Genomic DNA, 14,644 nt, shown 5'->3' on the forward strand with positions numbered 1-14,644 from the left:
CGGATCCGCACGGGCGGCCGCCACGCCATGGCGGCCCACCACCGCAGGCACGCTCCTGTGCCGCGGTACGTAATGTGAGAGAAGGACCCGATATGGCCCCCAAGAAAAAGGTCACCGGCCTCATCAAGCTGCAGATCCAGGCAGGCGCCGCCAACCCGGCACCGCCGATCGGTCCGGCGCTTGGTCAGCACGGTGTCAACATCATGGAATTCTGCAAGGCGTACAACGCCGCCACGGAATCCCAGCGCGGAAACGTGATCCCGGTTGAAATCACGGTCTACGAAGACCGCTCCTTCACCTTCATCACCAAGACCCCGCCGGCAGCCGAGCTGATCAAGAAGGCCGCAGGCGTGCAGAAGGGTTCGGCTACCCCGCACACCAACAAGGTTGCCAAGCTGACCCAGGCCCAGGTCGACGAGATCGCCACCACCAAGATGGATGACCTCAACGCCAACGACATCAAGGCTGCTGCCAAGATCATCGCCGGCACCGCCCGCTCCATGGGCATCGAGGTCGAGTAGCGAGGAGCTCGCGTACGGTGAGGGCCGAGGAACAAGGCACTCGCCGGAAGCTGGCACCGCAGCTGCTCCACAATCGAGCACTGTCGGAGGGCTAAGCACCTCAACCCGGTGGTCGTCCAGGACAAACGTCCTGTTTCGGCCCCACCAAGACAATTCAAAAAAACGACGGCGACATGGCTCGCCAAAGGTGGGAACACCGCCGTCGTTGTGGCAGGGCCGAGCGCGGTCCGCAGACCACAACTGCACAAGGAGAAAAAGCAGATGGCAAAGCGCAGCAAAGCATATGAGGCAGCTGTAGCCAAGATCGAGGCGGACAAGCTTTACGCCCCGGTCGAGGCAATCACTCTGGCCAAGGAGACCAACCCCTCCAAGTTCGACGCGACCGTTGAGGTGGCTTTCCGCCTGAGCGTTGACCCGCGTAAGGCCGACCAGATGGTCCGCGGCACGGTCAACCTGCCGCACGGCACCGGCAAGACCGCCCGCGTGCTGGTCTTCGCCACCGGCGACAAGGCTGAGGCCGCAATCGCCGCCGGCGCCGACTTCGTTGGCTCGGACGACCTGATCGAGAAGATCCAGGGCGGCTGGACCGACTTCGACGCCGCCGTGGCGACGCCGGAACTGATGGGCAAGGTCGGCCGCCTGGGCAAGGTCCTGGGTCCGCGCAACCTGATGCCGAACCCGAAGACCGGTACCGTGACCCCGGATGTGGCCAAGGCTGTCAACGACATCAAGGGCGGCAAGATCGACTTCCGCGTCGACAAGCACGCCAACCTCCACTTCATCATCGGCAAGGTGTCCTTCGACGCCAACAAGCTGGTGGAGAACTACGCCGCCGCCCTGGAAGAGGTGCTGCGCCTGAAGCCGTCCGCTTCCAAGGGCCGGTACATCTCGAAGGCAACGGTCGCCACCACCTTCGGCCCCGGCATCTCCGTGGACCCGAACGTGACCAAGGTGGCCGTGGAGGCCTAGTCAGGACTTCACGTTCGCCGGCAACGGCGTCCGTCGGCAATGGCCGCAGCATCACGCTGCGGCCATTGCCTTTTTAAACCAACTGCCGTTTGAACCGCAGGCGTCGGCGGAGCTTCAGTGCGTCTTATCGGGCTCCGGAGTGTGCACGACCACGACCGGGCAATGTGCGTGTGCCACGCAGGCCGAACTGACCGAGCCGATCAGCAAGCCGCCGAAGCGGCCGTGCCCGCGGCGCCCGACCACCAGCATCCGGGCACCTTTACTGGCCTCGATTAGGGCCTGCCGGGCGGCACCCCGCACCAGACGTGTCCGGACGTTGTTGTCCGGGCCGAGCGCCTTGTTCACGGATTCCTGCAGGATCTGGCCGGCTCGCTCTTTGAACCCGTCAATTCCCATGACCGTATAGCCGTCGTACATCTGTGGAAACTCCCAGACGGCGATGGCTTCAACGTCGGCGCCGAGCGGTTCGGCCAGGCGTTGGGCCTCACGCAGGGCCTCGAGGGAAGCGTCGGAGCCATCGACTCCGACGACGACTGTGCCGCTAGCGCTGTCGCTGGCCATGGCTGTCTCCGATCCTTGTGTCCGCTGTGGTGTTCTGGCGCAGGCCTCTATCCGGCCCCGGGCCGGTCCTGTGTCTGGTCAGCCTACGCCGGACCGCCCGGCCCTTCCATCCTGTTGCGGTAGAGCCGCGATTCGCGTGCTGCAGGTAGGCCGGGCTGGTAGCCGAACCACCGGCTCTGGTGCTGGCCGGACGCCATGCCGTAAGGTGATTGGCAAGACTCAATCACTTGCGGAGGCCGAGGAGCAGGCATGCCCACCACGTCGATCACCATCGCGCCGCTGCCGATCCCGGAGACACTACATGGTCCAGCCGGTGCGGACTTCACCGCATCCGTGGAGCTGGCCAACCTGGTCACCTGCCTGATCTGGGGGAACAACGATTTCTGGGTCAGCCCGGCGGCCAAGCTGGAGGGTTCCCGCGCCAACGACTACGCGGTCACCTATCTCTGGGCTGCCAAGGACGGCGACCGGCACGTCGGCCGTGCATTGCTGGAACTGTCGCTGCAAGACAACGAACAGAACGGCTATGTCTTTGTGGCAGTCCACCCGGAGTACCGCCGCCGGGGGATCGGCCGGCGGCTCCTGGCTGAAGCGGAGGCGTTTGCCGGCAGTCTGGGGCGGACCACACTGCAGGCCTGGAGTGAGCACCCTGCCGGTTTCGAGCTGGAGGGCCCGGACGTCGTCCAGGCCGAAACGGGCATCGGCTCACTGCCTGCGGCATCACCTGCCGTCCGGTTCGCCACGGCGAGCGGCTTCCGGCTGGAGCAAGTGGAGCGGCGCAGCAGCATGCCGATACCCGCCGACCCCGGCCTTCTCGCCGATCAGTTGGCCGGGGCCGCGGCGAAAGCCGGCGGCAGCTACCGGCTGGTGGAGTGGACCGACAACTGCCCGGCGGAGTATCTGGACCACTATGCTGCCCTCCGCCAGCGGATGAGCACCGACGTTCCCCTCGGAGAGCTGGACTACGAGGAAGAAGCCTGGGACGCGGCCCGGGTGCGCCACAAGGAAGCGAACCTCCAGCGCATGAACGGTCGGAGCCTGGTGGTTGCAGCCCGGCACGTCCCCTCCGGCGGCTTGGTGGGGCATACCGTGCTCGAGTGGTTTCCGGAGCAGCCCGAGGTGGTGTTCCAGGAGGACACGCTGGTGCTGCGTGCCCATCGCGGCCACAACCTGGGCCTGTGGATTAAGGCCCGCAACCTGCAGCGGGTAGCGGAGGCATGGCCGCAGGGACGCCGGCTGTACACCTGGAACGCCGCGGAGAACAGCAACATGCTGGACATCAACATTGCCCTTGGCTTCACTCCGGCAGGCTACGAGGCCGCCTGGCAAAAGAAGCTGCACGCCGCCCGCCCATAGGTCCGAAACAATGCCAGCGGAATCCGCCGGGGGTGCCGCGTCAAGGGTGGTCATAGTCACGTCGGTTCCCTAGGGTGGGCCGCATGGCAGCCGGACCGATCAAACCAGGTACAGACGGCAGCGCATCCGATGCGATGCTGGCCGTGGGCAAATTCTTCACCCGCTGGGAGGAATCCGACGACGGCCGGGCCGTCTTCCGCCAAGGCGGCCGCGCGGGCGACGTTTTCTACCGCGACCGCTGGAGCCATGACAAGGTGGTCAGGTCCACACACGGCGTGAACTGCACCGGCTCCTGCTCCTGGAAGGTATACGTCAAGGACGGCATCATCACGTGGGAGGCGCAGCAGACCGACTACCCCTCGGTCGGTGCAGACCGTCCCGAATACGAGCCCCGCGGTTGCCCCCGCGGGGCTGCTTTTTCCTGGTACACCTATTCGCCCACGCGGGTGCGGTACCCGTACGTGCGCGGTGTGCTGGTCCAGATGTACCGGGAAGCCAAGGAACGGCTGAAGGACCCGGTGCTGGCCTGGGCGGACATTCAGGCCGACCCGGAGCGCCGGCGCCGCTACCAGCAGGCCCGCGGCAAGGGCGGACTGGTGCGCACCAGCTGGGCCGAAGCGGTGGAAATCGCGGCCGCGGCGCACATCCACACCATCAAGACGTACGGCCCGGATCGGGTGGCCGGGTTCTCGCCGATCCCGGCAATGTCCATGGTCAGCCATTGCGTCGGCACCCGGTTCATCCAGCTGATCGGCGGGGTGATGACCAGTTTCTACGACTGGTACGCGGACCTCCCGGTGGCCAGCCCGCAGGTCTTCGGCGACCAGACGGATGTGCCCGAATCCGGTGACTGGTGGGATTCCACCTACCTGATGATGTGGGGCTCCAACGTTCCCGTGACCCGCACGCCGGACGCGCACTGGATGGCGGAGGTCCGCTACCGGGGCACCAAGGTGGTCACCGTGAGCCCGGACTACGCGGACAACACCAAGTTCGCCGACGACTGGCTGCCCGCGCAGGCTGGCACCGACGCAGCACTGGCCATGGCCATGGGACACGTGGTGCTGAAGGAATTCTTCGTGCAGCGCGAGGTCCCGTTCTTCACCGACTACGTCAAGAAGTACACCGACCTGCCGTTCCTGATCACGCTGACGCCCTCGCCGGACGGTTCGTCGCTGGTGCCCGGGAAGTTCCTCACCGCGGCGGACCTTCCGGAACACTCTGCGGCGGAGGATGCCGAGTGGAAGACCGTGCTGCTGGATGAGGTCAGCGGTGAACCGGTGGTGCCGAACGGCTCCATGGGCTTCCGCTACAACAAGACCGATGCGGGCAAATGGAACCTGGATCTGGCCGGCGTCCGTCCGCAGCTGAGCCTGTACGCGCCGGGCACCGAGGCCCGCGAAGTGTTGCTGCCCTGCTTCGAGGCCCCGGACGGTTCGGGATCCGTGCTGCGCCGCGGTGTGCCGGTCCGGCAGGTGGGGGACAAGCTCGTCACCACCGTCTATGACCTGATGCTGGCGCAGTACGGCGTGGGCAGGGACGGCCTGCCCGGCGAATGGGCGGGGGATTACGACGACGGATCCACGCCTTACACTCCCGCGTGGCAGGAAGCGATCACCTCGGTTCCGGCGAAGAAGTGCATCAAGATTGCCCGCGAGTTCGCCCGCAACGGGGAACAATCCAAGGGCCGGTCGATGATTATCATGGGGGCCGGCATCTGCCAGTGGTTCCACGGTGACGTCACCTACCGGTCGATTCTCTCGCTGCTGCTGCTGACGGGATCGATGGGCCGCAACGGCGGAGGCTGGGCGCACTACGTGGGCCAGGAAAAAACCCGGCCCATCACCGGCTGGGTGTCGCTGGCCAACGCGCTGGACTGGTCCCGCCCGCCGCGGACGATGACGGGAACCTCCTACTGGTACATGCACACCGGCCAGTGGCGCAATGACGGCTACTCCGCCGGATCGTTGAGTTCGCCGCTGGCCGAGGGGAACCTGGCCGGCATGCACACCGCGGACACCATCTCGCAGTCCGCGCGGCTTGGCTGGATGCCGTTCTACCCGCAGTTTGACCGGAGCCCTTTGACGGTCGCAGAGGAAGCCGAAGCGGCCGTCGCCGCGGGCCAAGCGGACGACGCCGCCGGTTACGTCGCCTCCCGGCTGGCCGACGGCGCGCTGAAACCCGCCGTCGAAGATGTGGATGCGCCGCAGAACTGGCCGCGGACGCTGATGCTGTGGCGGTCCAACCTGATGGGTTCCTCGGCCAAGGGCAACGAATACTTCCTGAAGAACCTGCTGGGCACCCACCACAACGTGATGGGCAACGAGGCCGAGGCCGGCATGACCCGGCCGAAGGAGGTGAGATGGCATGACGAGACGCCGGAGGGCAAGCTGGATCTGCTGTGTTCGGCCGACTTCCGGATGACCTCCACCACCCTGCTCTCCGACGTCGTGTTCCCGGCAGCCACCTGGTACGAAAAGCACGATTTGTCCTCCACGGACATGCATCCCTTTGTGCACGCCTTCACGCCGGCCATTGACCCGCCGTGGGAGACCAAATCGGACTTCGAGATGTTCCACCTCCTGGCCCAAGAGTTTTCGCGCCAAGCCGCGACGCATCTGGGCGTGCGCAAGGACCTGGTCAGCGTGCCGTTGCAACACGACACCAAGGGCCAGATCGCCCAGCCCGGCGGCGTGGTCCGGGACTGGCGGGACGGAAGCACGGCGGCGGTGCCGGGCAAGACCATGCCGAACTTCACCGTCGTCGAGCGCGACTACACGGCCATCGCAGACAAGCTCGCCGCCGTCGGGCCACTGGCGGACAAGCTCGGCTTCACGGTCAAGAACATCACCTACAAACTCGATCACGCCCTGGACTGGCTGGCCCAGAAGAACGGCGTGATGCTCGGCGGCGCCGGGGACGGACGTCCGGCCATCGAGACTGACGCCAAGCTGGCCGAAGCGATCCTGACCTTCTCCGGCACCACCAACGGCGAATTGGCGGTGCACGGCTTCCGGGAGCTGGAGAAACAGACCGGCCGGGACCTGGTGGATCTGGCCCTGGGGTCGGAAGAAAAGCACATCACGTTCGCCGACACCCAGGCGGCGCCGGTGCCGGTGATCACCTCCCCCGAGTGGTCGGGTTCGGAGACCGGCGGACGGCGCTACGCACCGTTCACCACCAACATCGAACGCCTCAAACCGTTCCACACCTTGACCGGCCGGATGCATTTCTTCCTGGACCATGACTGGATGCGCGACCTCGGCGAGGCGCTGCCCATCTACCGCCCGCCGCTGGACATGCACCGGCTCTTCGGCGAGCCGAAGCTGGGCCGGGACGGCTCCAAGGAGATCACCGTCCGTTACCTGACCCCGCACAACAAGTGGTCCATCCACTCCGAATACCAGGACAACCTGTTTATGCTCTCGCTTTCCCGCGGCGGCCCGGTCTGCTGGATCAGCCGAGAGGACGCCGCATCCATCGGTGTCATGGACAACGACTGGGTCGAGTGCGTCAATGCCAACGGCGTGTTTGTCTGCCGGGCGATCGTCAGCCACCGGATGCCGGGAGGCGTCGTCTACGTCCACCACGCCCAGGAGCGCATTATCGACGTGCCGAAATCCGAAGCCACCGGCCGCCGCGGCGGCATCCACAATTCGGTGACCCGGCTGCTGGTCAAGCCCACGCATCTGATCGGCGGGTACGCCCAGTTGGCCTACGCCTTCAACTACCTTGGCCCCACCGGAAACCAGCGGGACATGGTCAGCACAATCCGCAAGCGCTCGCAGGAGGTCACGTACTGATGAAAGTCATGGCTCAAGTCGGCATGGTGATGAACCTTGATAAGTGCATCGGCTGCCACACCTGCTCTGTCACCTGCAAACAGGCATGGACCAACCGCGCCGGCACCGAATACGTCTGGTTCAACAATGTGGAGACCCGGCCGGGCCAGGGTTATCCGCGGCGCTATGAGGACCAGGAACGATGGCGGGGCGGCTGGGAACTGAACCGCCGCGGCCGCCTGAAGCTCAAGGCCGGCGGCCGGGTCAAGAAACTGCTGGGCATCTTCGCCAGTCCCGTCCAGCCGGAGCTCAACGACTACTACGAACCGTGGACCTACGACTACGAGACGCTGACCGAAGCGCCGCTCGGCGACGACTTCCCGGTGGCCCGGCCCAAGTCCCTGATCACCGGCGAGGACACCAAGATTGAATGGTCCGCGAACTGGGACGACAACCTGGGCGGGACCTCGCAGCTGGGCCACCTGGACCCGATCGTGGAGAAAATCCGCAAGGAATCCGAAGACAAGATCAAGTTCGAGTTCGAACAGACCTTTATGTTCTACCTCCCGCGGATCTGCGAGCACTGCCTGAACCCCTCGTGCATGGCTTCCTGCCCGTCCGGCGCCATCTACAAGCGCGAAGAAGACGGGATCGTGCTGGTGGACCAGGACCGGTGCCGCGGCTGGCGCCAGTGCGTCACGGGCTGCCCGTACAAGAAGATGTACTTCAACCACAAGACCGGCAAGGCCGAGAAATGCACGTTCTGCTACCCGCGGATCGAAGTGGGCATCCCCACCGTGTGCTCCGAGACGTGCGTGGGCCGGCTGCGGTACCTCGGGATTTTCCTGTACGACGCCGACAAGGTCACCGAAGCGGCGTCGGTACCGGATGAGAAGGACCTCTACCAGGCCCAGCTGGACCTGATGCTGGACCCGAACGACCCGGAGGTCATCGCCGCCGCCCGCGCCGAAGGCATCCCGGAGGACTGGCTGGACGCCGCCCGGCGCTCGCCGGTCTACCACCTGGCGAAGGTCTACAAGGTGGCCCTGCCGCTGCACCCGGAATACCGGACCATGCCGATGGTCTGGTACGTGCCGCCGCTTTCGCCGGTGGTGGACCTGCTCAGCGACCAGGGCCACGACGCCGAGGACGCGGACAACCTGTTCGGGGCGATCGAAGCACTGCGCGTTCCGGTCGAGTACCTGGCCGAACTGTTCACAGCCGGCGACATGGAGATCGTGACCGGCGTGCTGCGGAAGCTGGCGGCCATGCGCGCCTACATGCGCGGCATCAGCCTGGGCAACGATCCGGCGGAATCGATCCCCGTATCGGTGGGCATGAACGGCGAGCGGATGTATGAAATGTACCGACTGATGGCGATTGCGAAGTACAACGAGCGCTATGTCATTCCCAAGGCGCACGTTGAACAGGCCCACAACCTGGAGGAGATGGGCTGTTCGCTGGATTTTGAGGACGGGCCCGGCATGTACGCATCGGATGCCTTCGGCGAAGCCAGCGGACGGCCAACTCCGGTAGCGGTGGAGAACTTCTACGCGCTGAAGCAACGCCAGACCACCGGCGGGCATTTTGAACCCGGGGAACTGCGCGGCCGGGTCAACCTGCTCAACTGGGACGGCCGCGGCGTGCCGCGCGGGATGTTCCCCGAACAGGACAACCCGCAGATGTCGCCGGATTCGCCCGCGCATGAGGGCGGCGCCGCCGGCCCCGGCCCGGACGCCGGTGGGCCGAGCGACCAGGCCGGACCAAGCGGCAACCCGTTGGAGAGCCGGCCATGACGCAGCGAAACCGGGTCACCTATCTGGCGGCGTCCTGGTGCCTGTCCTACCCGGACCAGGAACTGATGGGCCGGATCCCGCTGATCCGCCGGGCGCTCGCCGAGTTTCCCGGACTGGACCGTCCTTTCAACGACGTGCTGCAGGAGCTCACCACAGTCCCACTGGAGGAGTCCCAAGCCCGCTACGTGCAGGAATTCGATCTCAGCCGCCGGCATGCACTTCACCTGTCCTACTGGACCGACGGCGACACGCGGCGCCGCGGCGAGGTCCTGGCCGGTTTCAAGCAGGTGTACCGGGACAGCGGCATGCTGGTGGACCTGCACGGCGAACTGCCCGACTACCTGCCGATGGTGCTTGAGTTCGCTGCCACCGTGGATCTGGACGCCGGCCGCAAGGTGCTGACCGACTACCGGGCCAGCCTGGAAATGCTGCGGCTGGCCTTGCTGGAGGACAACCTTCCGCAGGCCGCCGTGTTGCAGTCCGTCTGCGACTCACTGCCGGGCAAATCGCCCACGGACCGCCAGGAGATCATGAAAATGGCCGGCTACGGACCGCCCACCGAGAGCGTGGGACTGGACCCCTACGACCCACGGCTGCTCCCGCTCGCAGGAGGACAACAATGACCGACATCGTGCTCTGGGGCGTGCTGCCCTATGTCATGGTCGCCATTTTGGTGGGCGGCAGCGTCTGGCGCTACAAGTACGACCAGTTCGGCTGGACCACGCGGTCCTCCCAGTTGTACGAGTCCAAGCTGCTGCGGATCGCTTCGCCGGTGTTCCACTTCGGCATCCTGGCCGTCATCGCCGGCCACTTCTTCGGATTGGTCATCCCGAAGAGCTGGACCGAAGCCGTCGGCATGAGCCAGGACTTCTACCACTTCAACGCGCTGTTCGTCGGCGGCATAGCCGGCATCTGCACCCTGGGCGGAATCATCCTGCTGATCGTCCGACGCCGGACCACCGGTCCGGTCTTCATGGCCACTACCAAGAACGACAAGACGATGTACGTGGTGCTGGTGGCCGCGATCGTGTTCGGCCTCTGGACAACACTGGCCAGTGTGTTCCTGGGCGGACACGGGCATAACTACCGTGAGACGGTTTCTCCGTGGTTCCGCTCGCTGTTTATCTTCCAGCCGGACATAGGGTCCATGGCAGCTGCCCCGTTCTCCTTCCACCTGCACACGCTGGTGGGCATGCTGTTGTTTGCCCTCTGGCCTTTCACGCGGCTGGTGCACGCCTTCACGGCCCCCTTCCACTATCTATTCCGGCCGTACATCGTCTACCGCAGCCGCGACGTCCGCACCGCTCCCGGCGCCCGCGGCCGCCAGCCGGGATGGCAGCCGGTGGGGACCCGGGACAGGGACCGGCGGTAATCCCGGCACGTTCGCGACGGCACCGGCAGGCACTACGGAAGGGACAACGTGGAGACAGAGAACAAGGGCGCAACCAAGAACCTGGTGCTGGCCACGGCGGCTTCGGTGACGGCGTTCTGGGCGTGGACCATCATCGCGCCGCTGAGCACGGCCTATACCCAACAGATGGACCTGTCCACGTCGCAGACATCAATCGTGGTGGCCATGCCGGTCTTTGTCGGATCACTGGGCAGGATCGTCGTCGGGTCCCTCACCGACCGCTTCGGCGGCAGGATCATGTTCACCGCGGTGCTGATCTGCACGGTTCCGTCCGTGCTTCTGGTGGCGCTGGCCGGTTCCTTGCAGTCCTATGGGCTTCTGGTATTTTTTGCCTTCTTCCTCGGGGTGGCCGGCACGGTGTTTGCTGTCGGCATCCCGTTCGTGAGCCCGTGGTATCCGAAGTCGCGCCGCGGTTTCGCCACCGGCGTTTTCGGCGCCGGCATGGGCGGCACCGCACTGTCCGCTTTCCTCACGCCGCGGCTGGTGTCTTGGATTGGCTATTTCCCCACCCATCTGTTGGTGGCCGCCCTGCTGGTTGCGGTGGCAGCCGTCATCTGGTTCACCATGGAGGAAGCTCCCAGCTGGGAAGCCAACCGCAACCCGGTAGTCCCCAAGTTGAAGGCTGCGGCCAAATTGCGGACCACCTGGGAAATGTGCTTCCTTTACGCCATAGTGTTCGGCGGATTCGTCTCCTTCAGCAACTACCTGCCCACCTACCTGAAGGATGTATACGAAATGGATCCCACCGGGGCCGGCACCCGTACCGCCGGTTTCGCCCTGGCAGCAGTGCTGCTCAGGCCGGTTGGGGGCATCCTTGCGGACAAGATCGGCCCCAAGCCGGTGGTGCTCTTCTCGCTGGCCGCCGTAGTCATCCTCGCCTTTGTGGTCAACATGAGGCCGGGGGCTGAAATCCCCGCCGGACTGACCTTCCTGGGTATGGCTGCGGCACTCGGCTTGGGTACCGGCGGTGTGTTCGCCTGGGTGGGGATCAGTGCGCCGCCCGAGCGGGTCGGGTCGGTGACCGGAATCGTCAGTGCGGCGGGTGGGCTTGGCGGCTATTTCCCGCCGCTGGTCATGGGCGCTACCTACAATGCCGAAGACAAGAGCTATGCCATCGGACTCCTGCTGTTGGCTGCCACGGCGCTGGTCGCCTTCGCCTACACCACCTCGTTCATGAAGGGCCGCCGCAAGCCCGCGGAGGAAACCGCCGGGTCAGGAACCGGCTAAAACCTCGGCGAACCGAGGGAGCGGACTCCCCGCCCGGGAGGGCCCTTTCGCCCGGAACGGTGGCTCCGCCTGGAGCGGTTTCTCCGCCCGGAACGCTCTTTTCGCCTGAAACGGTCGCCTCGCCCGGAACGGAATCCGGCCCTCTGTGACGTCAAAATGCCCCTGTGGCGCGCGGCCGTAATGCTACCCCTCAGTAACGTCAGCACGCGGTTAAGATCATTGCGCACCGGCATCCGCGCCGGGAGTGACAGGAGCGGGCGCATGGAACACAGGACACTGGTGGACGTAGTGGCGGAGAAGTTGCTGGAGGACATTGTCGCCGGCCGGTTGGCTCCTGGAGACGCACTGCCGGCCGAAGCCGATATCGCCGCCGAATATCAGGTCAGCCGGCTCACCGTCCGGGAAGCCCTCACGATGCTGCGGACAATCAATGTGATCAGCGTGCAGCGGGGCCGCGGCACCTTCATCACCCCGCCGGACCAGTGGACCTCCGTCGAGGCGATCGTCCGGGCAGCCGCGCACAGCACCGGCAATTCCATTGCGTCCAGGCAATTGCTGGAGGTGCGGCGCTTGGTCGAGTCCGGTGCCGCGGCGCTGGCCGCGGCGCGCCGCACTGACACGGACCTGGAGCTTCTGCGCGGGGAACTCGATTCGATGGCGGCAGCCGACGCGGCGGGCGATGCGGATGCCTTCGTCGAAGCCGACCGCTTGTTCCACACAATGATCCTCAAAATGTCCGGCAACACGCTCTTCGCTGCCGTCTTCGTGCCGATGGGCCGGGTGCTGGCCGACGCACGGCGCGAGGGCCTTTGTCGTATCGACTGTGCGCGCCCGCACGCTGGCCATGCACCGCAAGGTGCTCGCCGCCGTCGAAAGCGGAGACCAGCAAGGTGCACGCCAGGCCATGGAGGACCATGTGGGCCAGATCCAGGATGACCTCGACGGCGGTGCGGCCGGCCAACCGGAAACATCCGCCGGGGGACAGCAGGCCGCCGAAGGGCAGCAGACCGCCGTCGTGTGAACGCTCGCCAGGGACGCGGAGCAGAACGTGCAGCAGGCCATCCTGCCGGCCGTTCAAACGGCGGCGTGCCGCGCCGATTTGGAGTCCGGCTGCAGCGTCCCGTACCCTTGAAGAACCAAAGACCGTCGGTCGTTGAAATCCTCCACGTTTTCAACCGAAAGTCCCGTGCTCGGGACGGCCTGCGCAGGTGAACGAAGCATTGCCCCGCAACCGGACTGCCGGTGAGGGACCGAAGCCCCGTGCATCTGCATGGGGCGTTTTTTATGCACGCGACCCGAACCACCGGCACTATTCCCCGGAAGGAGGGTTATGGCAACGCCAAACAAGGTGGCAGCCGTTGAAGAAATCACCACCGATTTCAAGGAATCCAGCGCTGCAGTCCTAACCGAATACCGCGGGCTTACCGTTGCACAGCTCAAGGAGCTGCGTGTTTCTCTGGGCCAGGACACCAAGTTCTCGGTCGTAAAGAACACCCTGACTGGCATTGCAGCCAAGGAAGCCGGCATCGACGCGTTCGAAGGCCAGCTTGCCGGACCCACTGCTATTGCCTTCATCAAGGGTGACGCCGTTGCAGCCGCCAAGTCCCTGACGGATTTCGCAAAGTCCAACCCGCAGCTCGTCATCAAGACCGGTTTCTTCGAGGGCAAGGCCCTGGACGCATCCGCTGTTGCTGCACTGGCCGCTCTCGAATCCCGCGAGCACCAGCTGGCCCGCGTCGCCGGAGTCCTCAAGGCTCCGATGTCCGCACTGGCCCGCACCCTCGATGCGCTGCGCATCAAGCAGGAGGAGAACGGTGGCGCCGCTGCCGAGGCTCCGGCAGAAGCTGCCGAAGCCGAAGCTCCCGCTGCCGAAGCAACCGAGGCCCCGGCCGAGGCTGCTGCCGAAGAGCAGTAAGACTCTTCACCAACCCAACTCTTGGTGCGGACACACCAGCCGCATCACTTATCAGGAAGGACGCCAACCATGGCGAAGCTCACCAACGAAGAGCTCATTGAAGCTTTCAAGGAACTGACCATCATCGAGCTCTCCGAGTTCGTCAAGCTGTTCGAGGAGACCTTCGAGGTCACCGCTGCTGCTGTTGCTGTTGCAGGCCCCGCCGGTGGCGGCGCTGGCGAAGCCGCTGCTGAAGAGCAGACCGAATTCGACGTCGTTCTCGAAGCTGCAGGCGAGAAGAAGATCGCAGTGATCAAGGAAGTCCGCGGCCTGACCTCCCTGGGCCTCAAGGAAGCCAAGGACCTGGTTGACAGCGCTCCGAAGGCCGTCCTCGAAGGCGCCACCAAGGAAGCTGCCGAGAAGGCCAAGGAAGTTCTCGAGGCTGCCGGCGCTACCGTCACCCTCAAGTAAGCTTCTTCAGCTTCTTCAAAGCCCCGCTGCCCTCACTGGGCGGCGGGGCTTTGTGTATTAAGGAAAGGACGACGGCGGTGCCGTGGTCAGCGTAGTTCCTCACCGACGGCGGTGACTGCGAGATGTTTCAGGCCGGGTCGGAGATATCCGCGACGGTGGCGCCAAGCGCCAAGGTGAGCGCATCGGCGTCGACAAAGGCAGAGTAGCCGTGCTCGCCGGCGCCCAGTGAAATCCGCCGGCCGCGGATTGACTGGTCGGCGAACACGGGCCAAGCCGTGCTGCTGCCCAGCGGGGTGATGGTGCCGCGCCGGTAGCCTGTTGCCTCGAAGGCAACGTCGGCGTGCGGCAACGAGAGCTTGTTGACGCCCAGCAGCGACCGGAGCTTGGGCCAGGAGATCTGCCGGTCCCCGGGGATCAGGGCGAACAAGAAAGAGCCGTCCTTGTGCTTGACCACCAGGGTCTTGACGATGTCGGCTTCGGCGATGCCCAGCAGCTCCGCCGCCTCGGCCAGGCTCCGGGCGCCGGAGCGCTCGGCCACTTCCACCGGAAGCGAGTGCTCTTCGGCGCCGGCCAGAAAACGTTGCAGGCCGGCAGGCAGGACAGGGGCACCGGATTCATTGCTCATGTCCGGTTCAAGTCCCGGCGCGCGGCCGGTA

General features: G+C 65.4%; 14 protein-coding genes. 12 read left to right on the forward strand and 2 right to left on the reverse strand.

What is annotated here, in order from left to right:
- Positions 1-92 precede the first annotated feature (92 nt).
- Positions 93-521 carry a 50S ribosomal protein L11 gene (gene rplK, locus MNQ99_RS05060; protein WP_127511028.1) on the forward strand — a complete coding sequence of 143 codons (429 nt, stop codon included), beginning with the start codon at positions 93-95 and terminating at the stop codon, positions 519-521.
- A gap of 261 nt (positions 522-782) precedes the next feature.
- Positions 783-1,490, forward strand: coding sequence for a 50S ribosomal protein L1 (gene rplA, locus MNQ99_RS05065; protein WP_127511029.1), 708 nt, complete (start codon positions 783-785; stop codon positions 1,488-1,490).
- A gap of 114 nt (positions 1,491-1,604) precedes the next feature.
- Here the strand turns inward: rplA and MNQ99_RS05070 are convergent, their stop codons facing one another.
- Positions 1,605-2,051 carry a universal stress protein gene (locus tag MNQ99_RS05070; protein ID WP_241914669.1) on the reverse strand — a complete coding sequence of 149 codons (447 nt, stop codon included), beginning with the start codon at positions 2,049-2,051 and terminating at the stop codon, positions 1,605-1,607.
- A 249-nt stretch (positions 2,052-2,300) separates the two neighbouring features.
- Between MNQ99_RS05070 and MNQ99_RS05075 the strand changes: the two genes are divergently transcribed.
- From MNQ99_RS05075 to rplL, 10 genes are all read left to right on the forward strand, one after another.
- Positions 2,301-3,407, forward strand: coding sequence for a GNAT family N-acetyltransferase (locus MNQ99_RS05075; protein WP_241914670.1), 1,107 nt, complete (start codon positions 2,301-2,303; stop codon positions 3,405-3,407).
- Positions 3,408-3,490: 83 nt separating this feature from the next.
- Positions 3,491-7,210 carry a nitrate reductase subunit alpha gene (locus MNQ99_RS05080; protein ID WP_241914671.1) on the forward strand — a complete coding sequence of 1,240 codons (3,720 nt, stop codon included), beginning with the start codon at positions 3,491-3,493 and terminating at the stop codon, positions 7,208-7,210.
- The gene (gene narH, locus MNQ99_RS05085) at positions 7,210-8,985 is read left to right on the forward strand and encodes a nitrate reductase subunit beta (protein WP_241914672.1); all 1,776 of its coding nucleotides are present in this window, start codon (positions 7,210-7,212) and stop codon (positions 8,983-8,985) included. The genes MNQ99_RS05080 and narH overlap by 1 nt, the downstream gene beginning before the upstream one ends.
- On the forward strand, positions 8,982-9,608 hold the full coding sequence (gene narJ, locus MNQ99_RS05090; RefSeq protein WP_241914673.1) for a nitrate reductase molybdenum cofactor assembly chaperone: 627 nt from the start codon (positions 8,982-8,984) through the stop codon (positions 9,606-9,608). Before narH ends, narJ begins: the two co-directional genes overlap by 4 nt.
- The gene (gene narI / locus MNQ99_RS05095) at positions 9,605-10,357 is read left to right on the forward strand and encodes a respiratory nitrate reductase subunit gamma (protein WP_127511035.1); all 753 of its coding nucleotides are present in this window, start codon (positions 9,605-9,607) and stop codon (positions 10,355-10,357) included. Before narJ ends, narI begins: the two co-directional genes overlap by 4 nt.
- Positions 10,358-10,405: 48 nt before the next feature.
- On the forward strand, positions 10,406-11,623 hold the full coding sequence (locus MNQ99_RS05100) for a nitrate/nitrite transporter (RefSeq protein ID WP_241914674.1): 1,218 nt from the start codon (positions 10,406-10,408) through the stop codon (positions 11,621-11,623).
- 261 nt (positions 11,624-11,884) lie between these two features.
- Positions 11,885-12,559 (forward strand): FadR/GntR family transcriptional regulator, encoded by a 675-nt coding sequence (locus MNQ99_RS05105; RefSeq protein WP_241914675.1) that lies wholly within the window; start codon positions 11,885-11,887, stop codon positions 12,557-12,559.
- Positions 12,480-12,644 carry a hypothetical protein gene (locus tag MNQ99_RS19140; RefSeq protein WP_422387497.1) on the forward strand — a complete coding sequence of 55 codons (165 nt, stop codon included), beginning with the start codon at positions 12,480-12,482 and terminating at the stop codon, positions 12,642-12,644. The genes MNQ99_RS05105 and MNQ99_RS19140 overlap by 80 nt, the downstream gene beginning before the upstream one ends.
- A gap of 309 nt (positions 12,645-12,953) precedes the next feature.
- Positions 12,954-13,538 (forward strand): 50S ribosomal protein L10, encoded by a 585-nt coding sequence (gene rplJ, locus MNQ99_RS05110; RefSeq protein ID WP_127511038.1) that lies wholly within the window; start codon positions 12,954-12,956, stop codon positions 13,536-13,538.
- Between the two features lie 69 nt (positions 13,539-13,607).
- Entirely contained in the window at positions 13,608-13,988 is a 381-nt protein-coding gene (gene rplL / locus MNQ99_RS05115; protein ID WP_127511039.1) for a 50S ribosomal protein L7/L12, read from the forward strand.
- A 127-nt stretch (positions 13,989-14,115) separates the two neighbouring features.
- Here rplL and MNQ99_RS05120 read toward each other — a convergent pair whose 3' ends face one another.
- Entirely contained in the window at positions 14,116-14,613 is a 498-nt protein-coding gene (locus tag MNQ99_RS05120; RefSeq protein ID WP_241914676.1) for an aminoacyl-tRNA deacylase, read from the reverse strand.
- Positions 14,614-14,644 lie beyond the last annotated feature (31 nt).

Origin of the sequence: Arthrobacter sulfonylureivorans (assembly GCF_022637435.1) — a bacterium.
Lineage (GTDB): Bacteria > Actinomycetota > Actinomycetes > Actinomycetales > Micrococcaceae > Crystallibacter > Crystallibacter sulfonylureivorans.

Coding starts and splice junctions, on each gene's coding strand:
- MNQ99_RS05120 (WP_241914676.1), bottom strand. CDS start 14,613: ATGAGCAATGAATCCGGTGCCCCTGTCCTGCCTGCCGGCCTGCAACGT.
- narH (WP_241914672.1), top strand. CDS start 7,210: ATGAAAGTCATGGCTCAAGTCGGCATGGTGATGAACCTTGATAAGTGC.
- MNQ99_RS05070 (WP_241914669.1), bottom strand. CDS start 2,051: ATGGCCAGCGACAGCGCTAGCGGCACAGTCGTCGTCGGAGTCGATGGC.
- rplA (WP_127511029.1), top strand. CDS start 783: ATGGCAAAGCGCAGCAAAGCATATGAGGCAGCTGTAGCCAAGATCGAG.
- rplJ (WP_127511038.1), top strand. CDS start 12,954: ATGGCAACGCCAAACAAGGTGGCAGCCGTTGAAGAAATCACCACCGAT.
- MNQ99_RS05080 (WP_241914671.1), top strand. CDS start 3,491: ATGGCAGCCGGACCGATCAAACCAGGTACAGACGGCAGCGCATCCGAT.
- MNQ99_RS05105 (WP_241914675.1), top strand. CDS start 11,885: ATGGAACACAGGACACTGGTGGACGTAGTGGCGGAGAAGTTGCTGGAG.
- rplK (WP_127511028.1), top strand. CDS start 93: ATGGCCCCCAAGAAAAAGGTCACCGGCCTCATCAAGCTGCAGATCCAG.
- narI (WP_127511035.1), top strand. CDS start 9,605: ATGACCGACATCGTGCTCTGGGGCGTGCTGCCCTATGTCATGGTCGCC.
- rplL (WP_127511039.1), top strand. CDS start 13,608: ATGGCGAAGCTCACCAACGAAGAGCTCATTGAAGCTTTCAAGGAACTG.
- MNQ99_RS05075 (WP_241914670.1), top strand. CDS start 2,301: ATGCCCACCACGTCGATCACCATCGCGCCGCTGCCGATCCCGGAGACA.
- narJ (WP_241914673.1), top strand. CDS start 8,982: ATGACGCAGCGAAACCGGGTCACCTATCTGGCGGCGTCCTGGTGCCTG.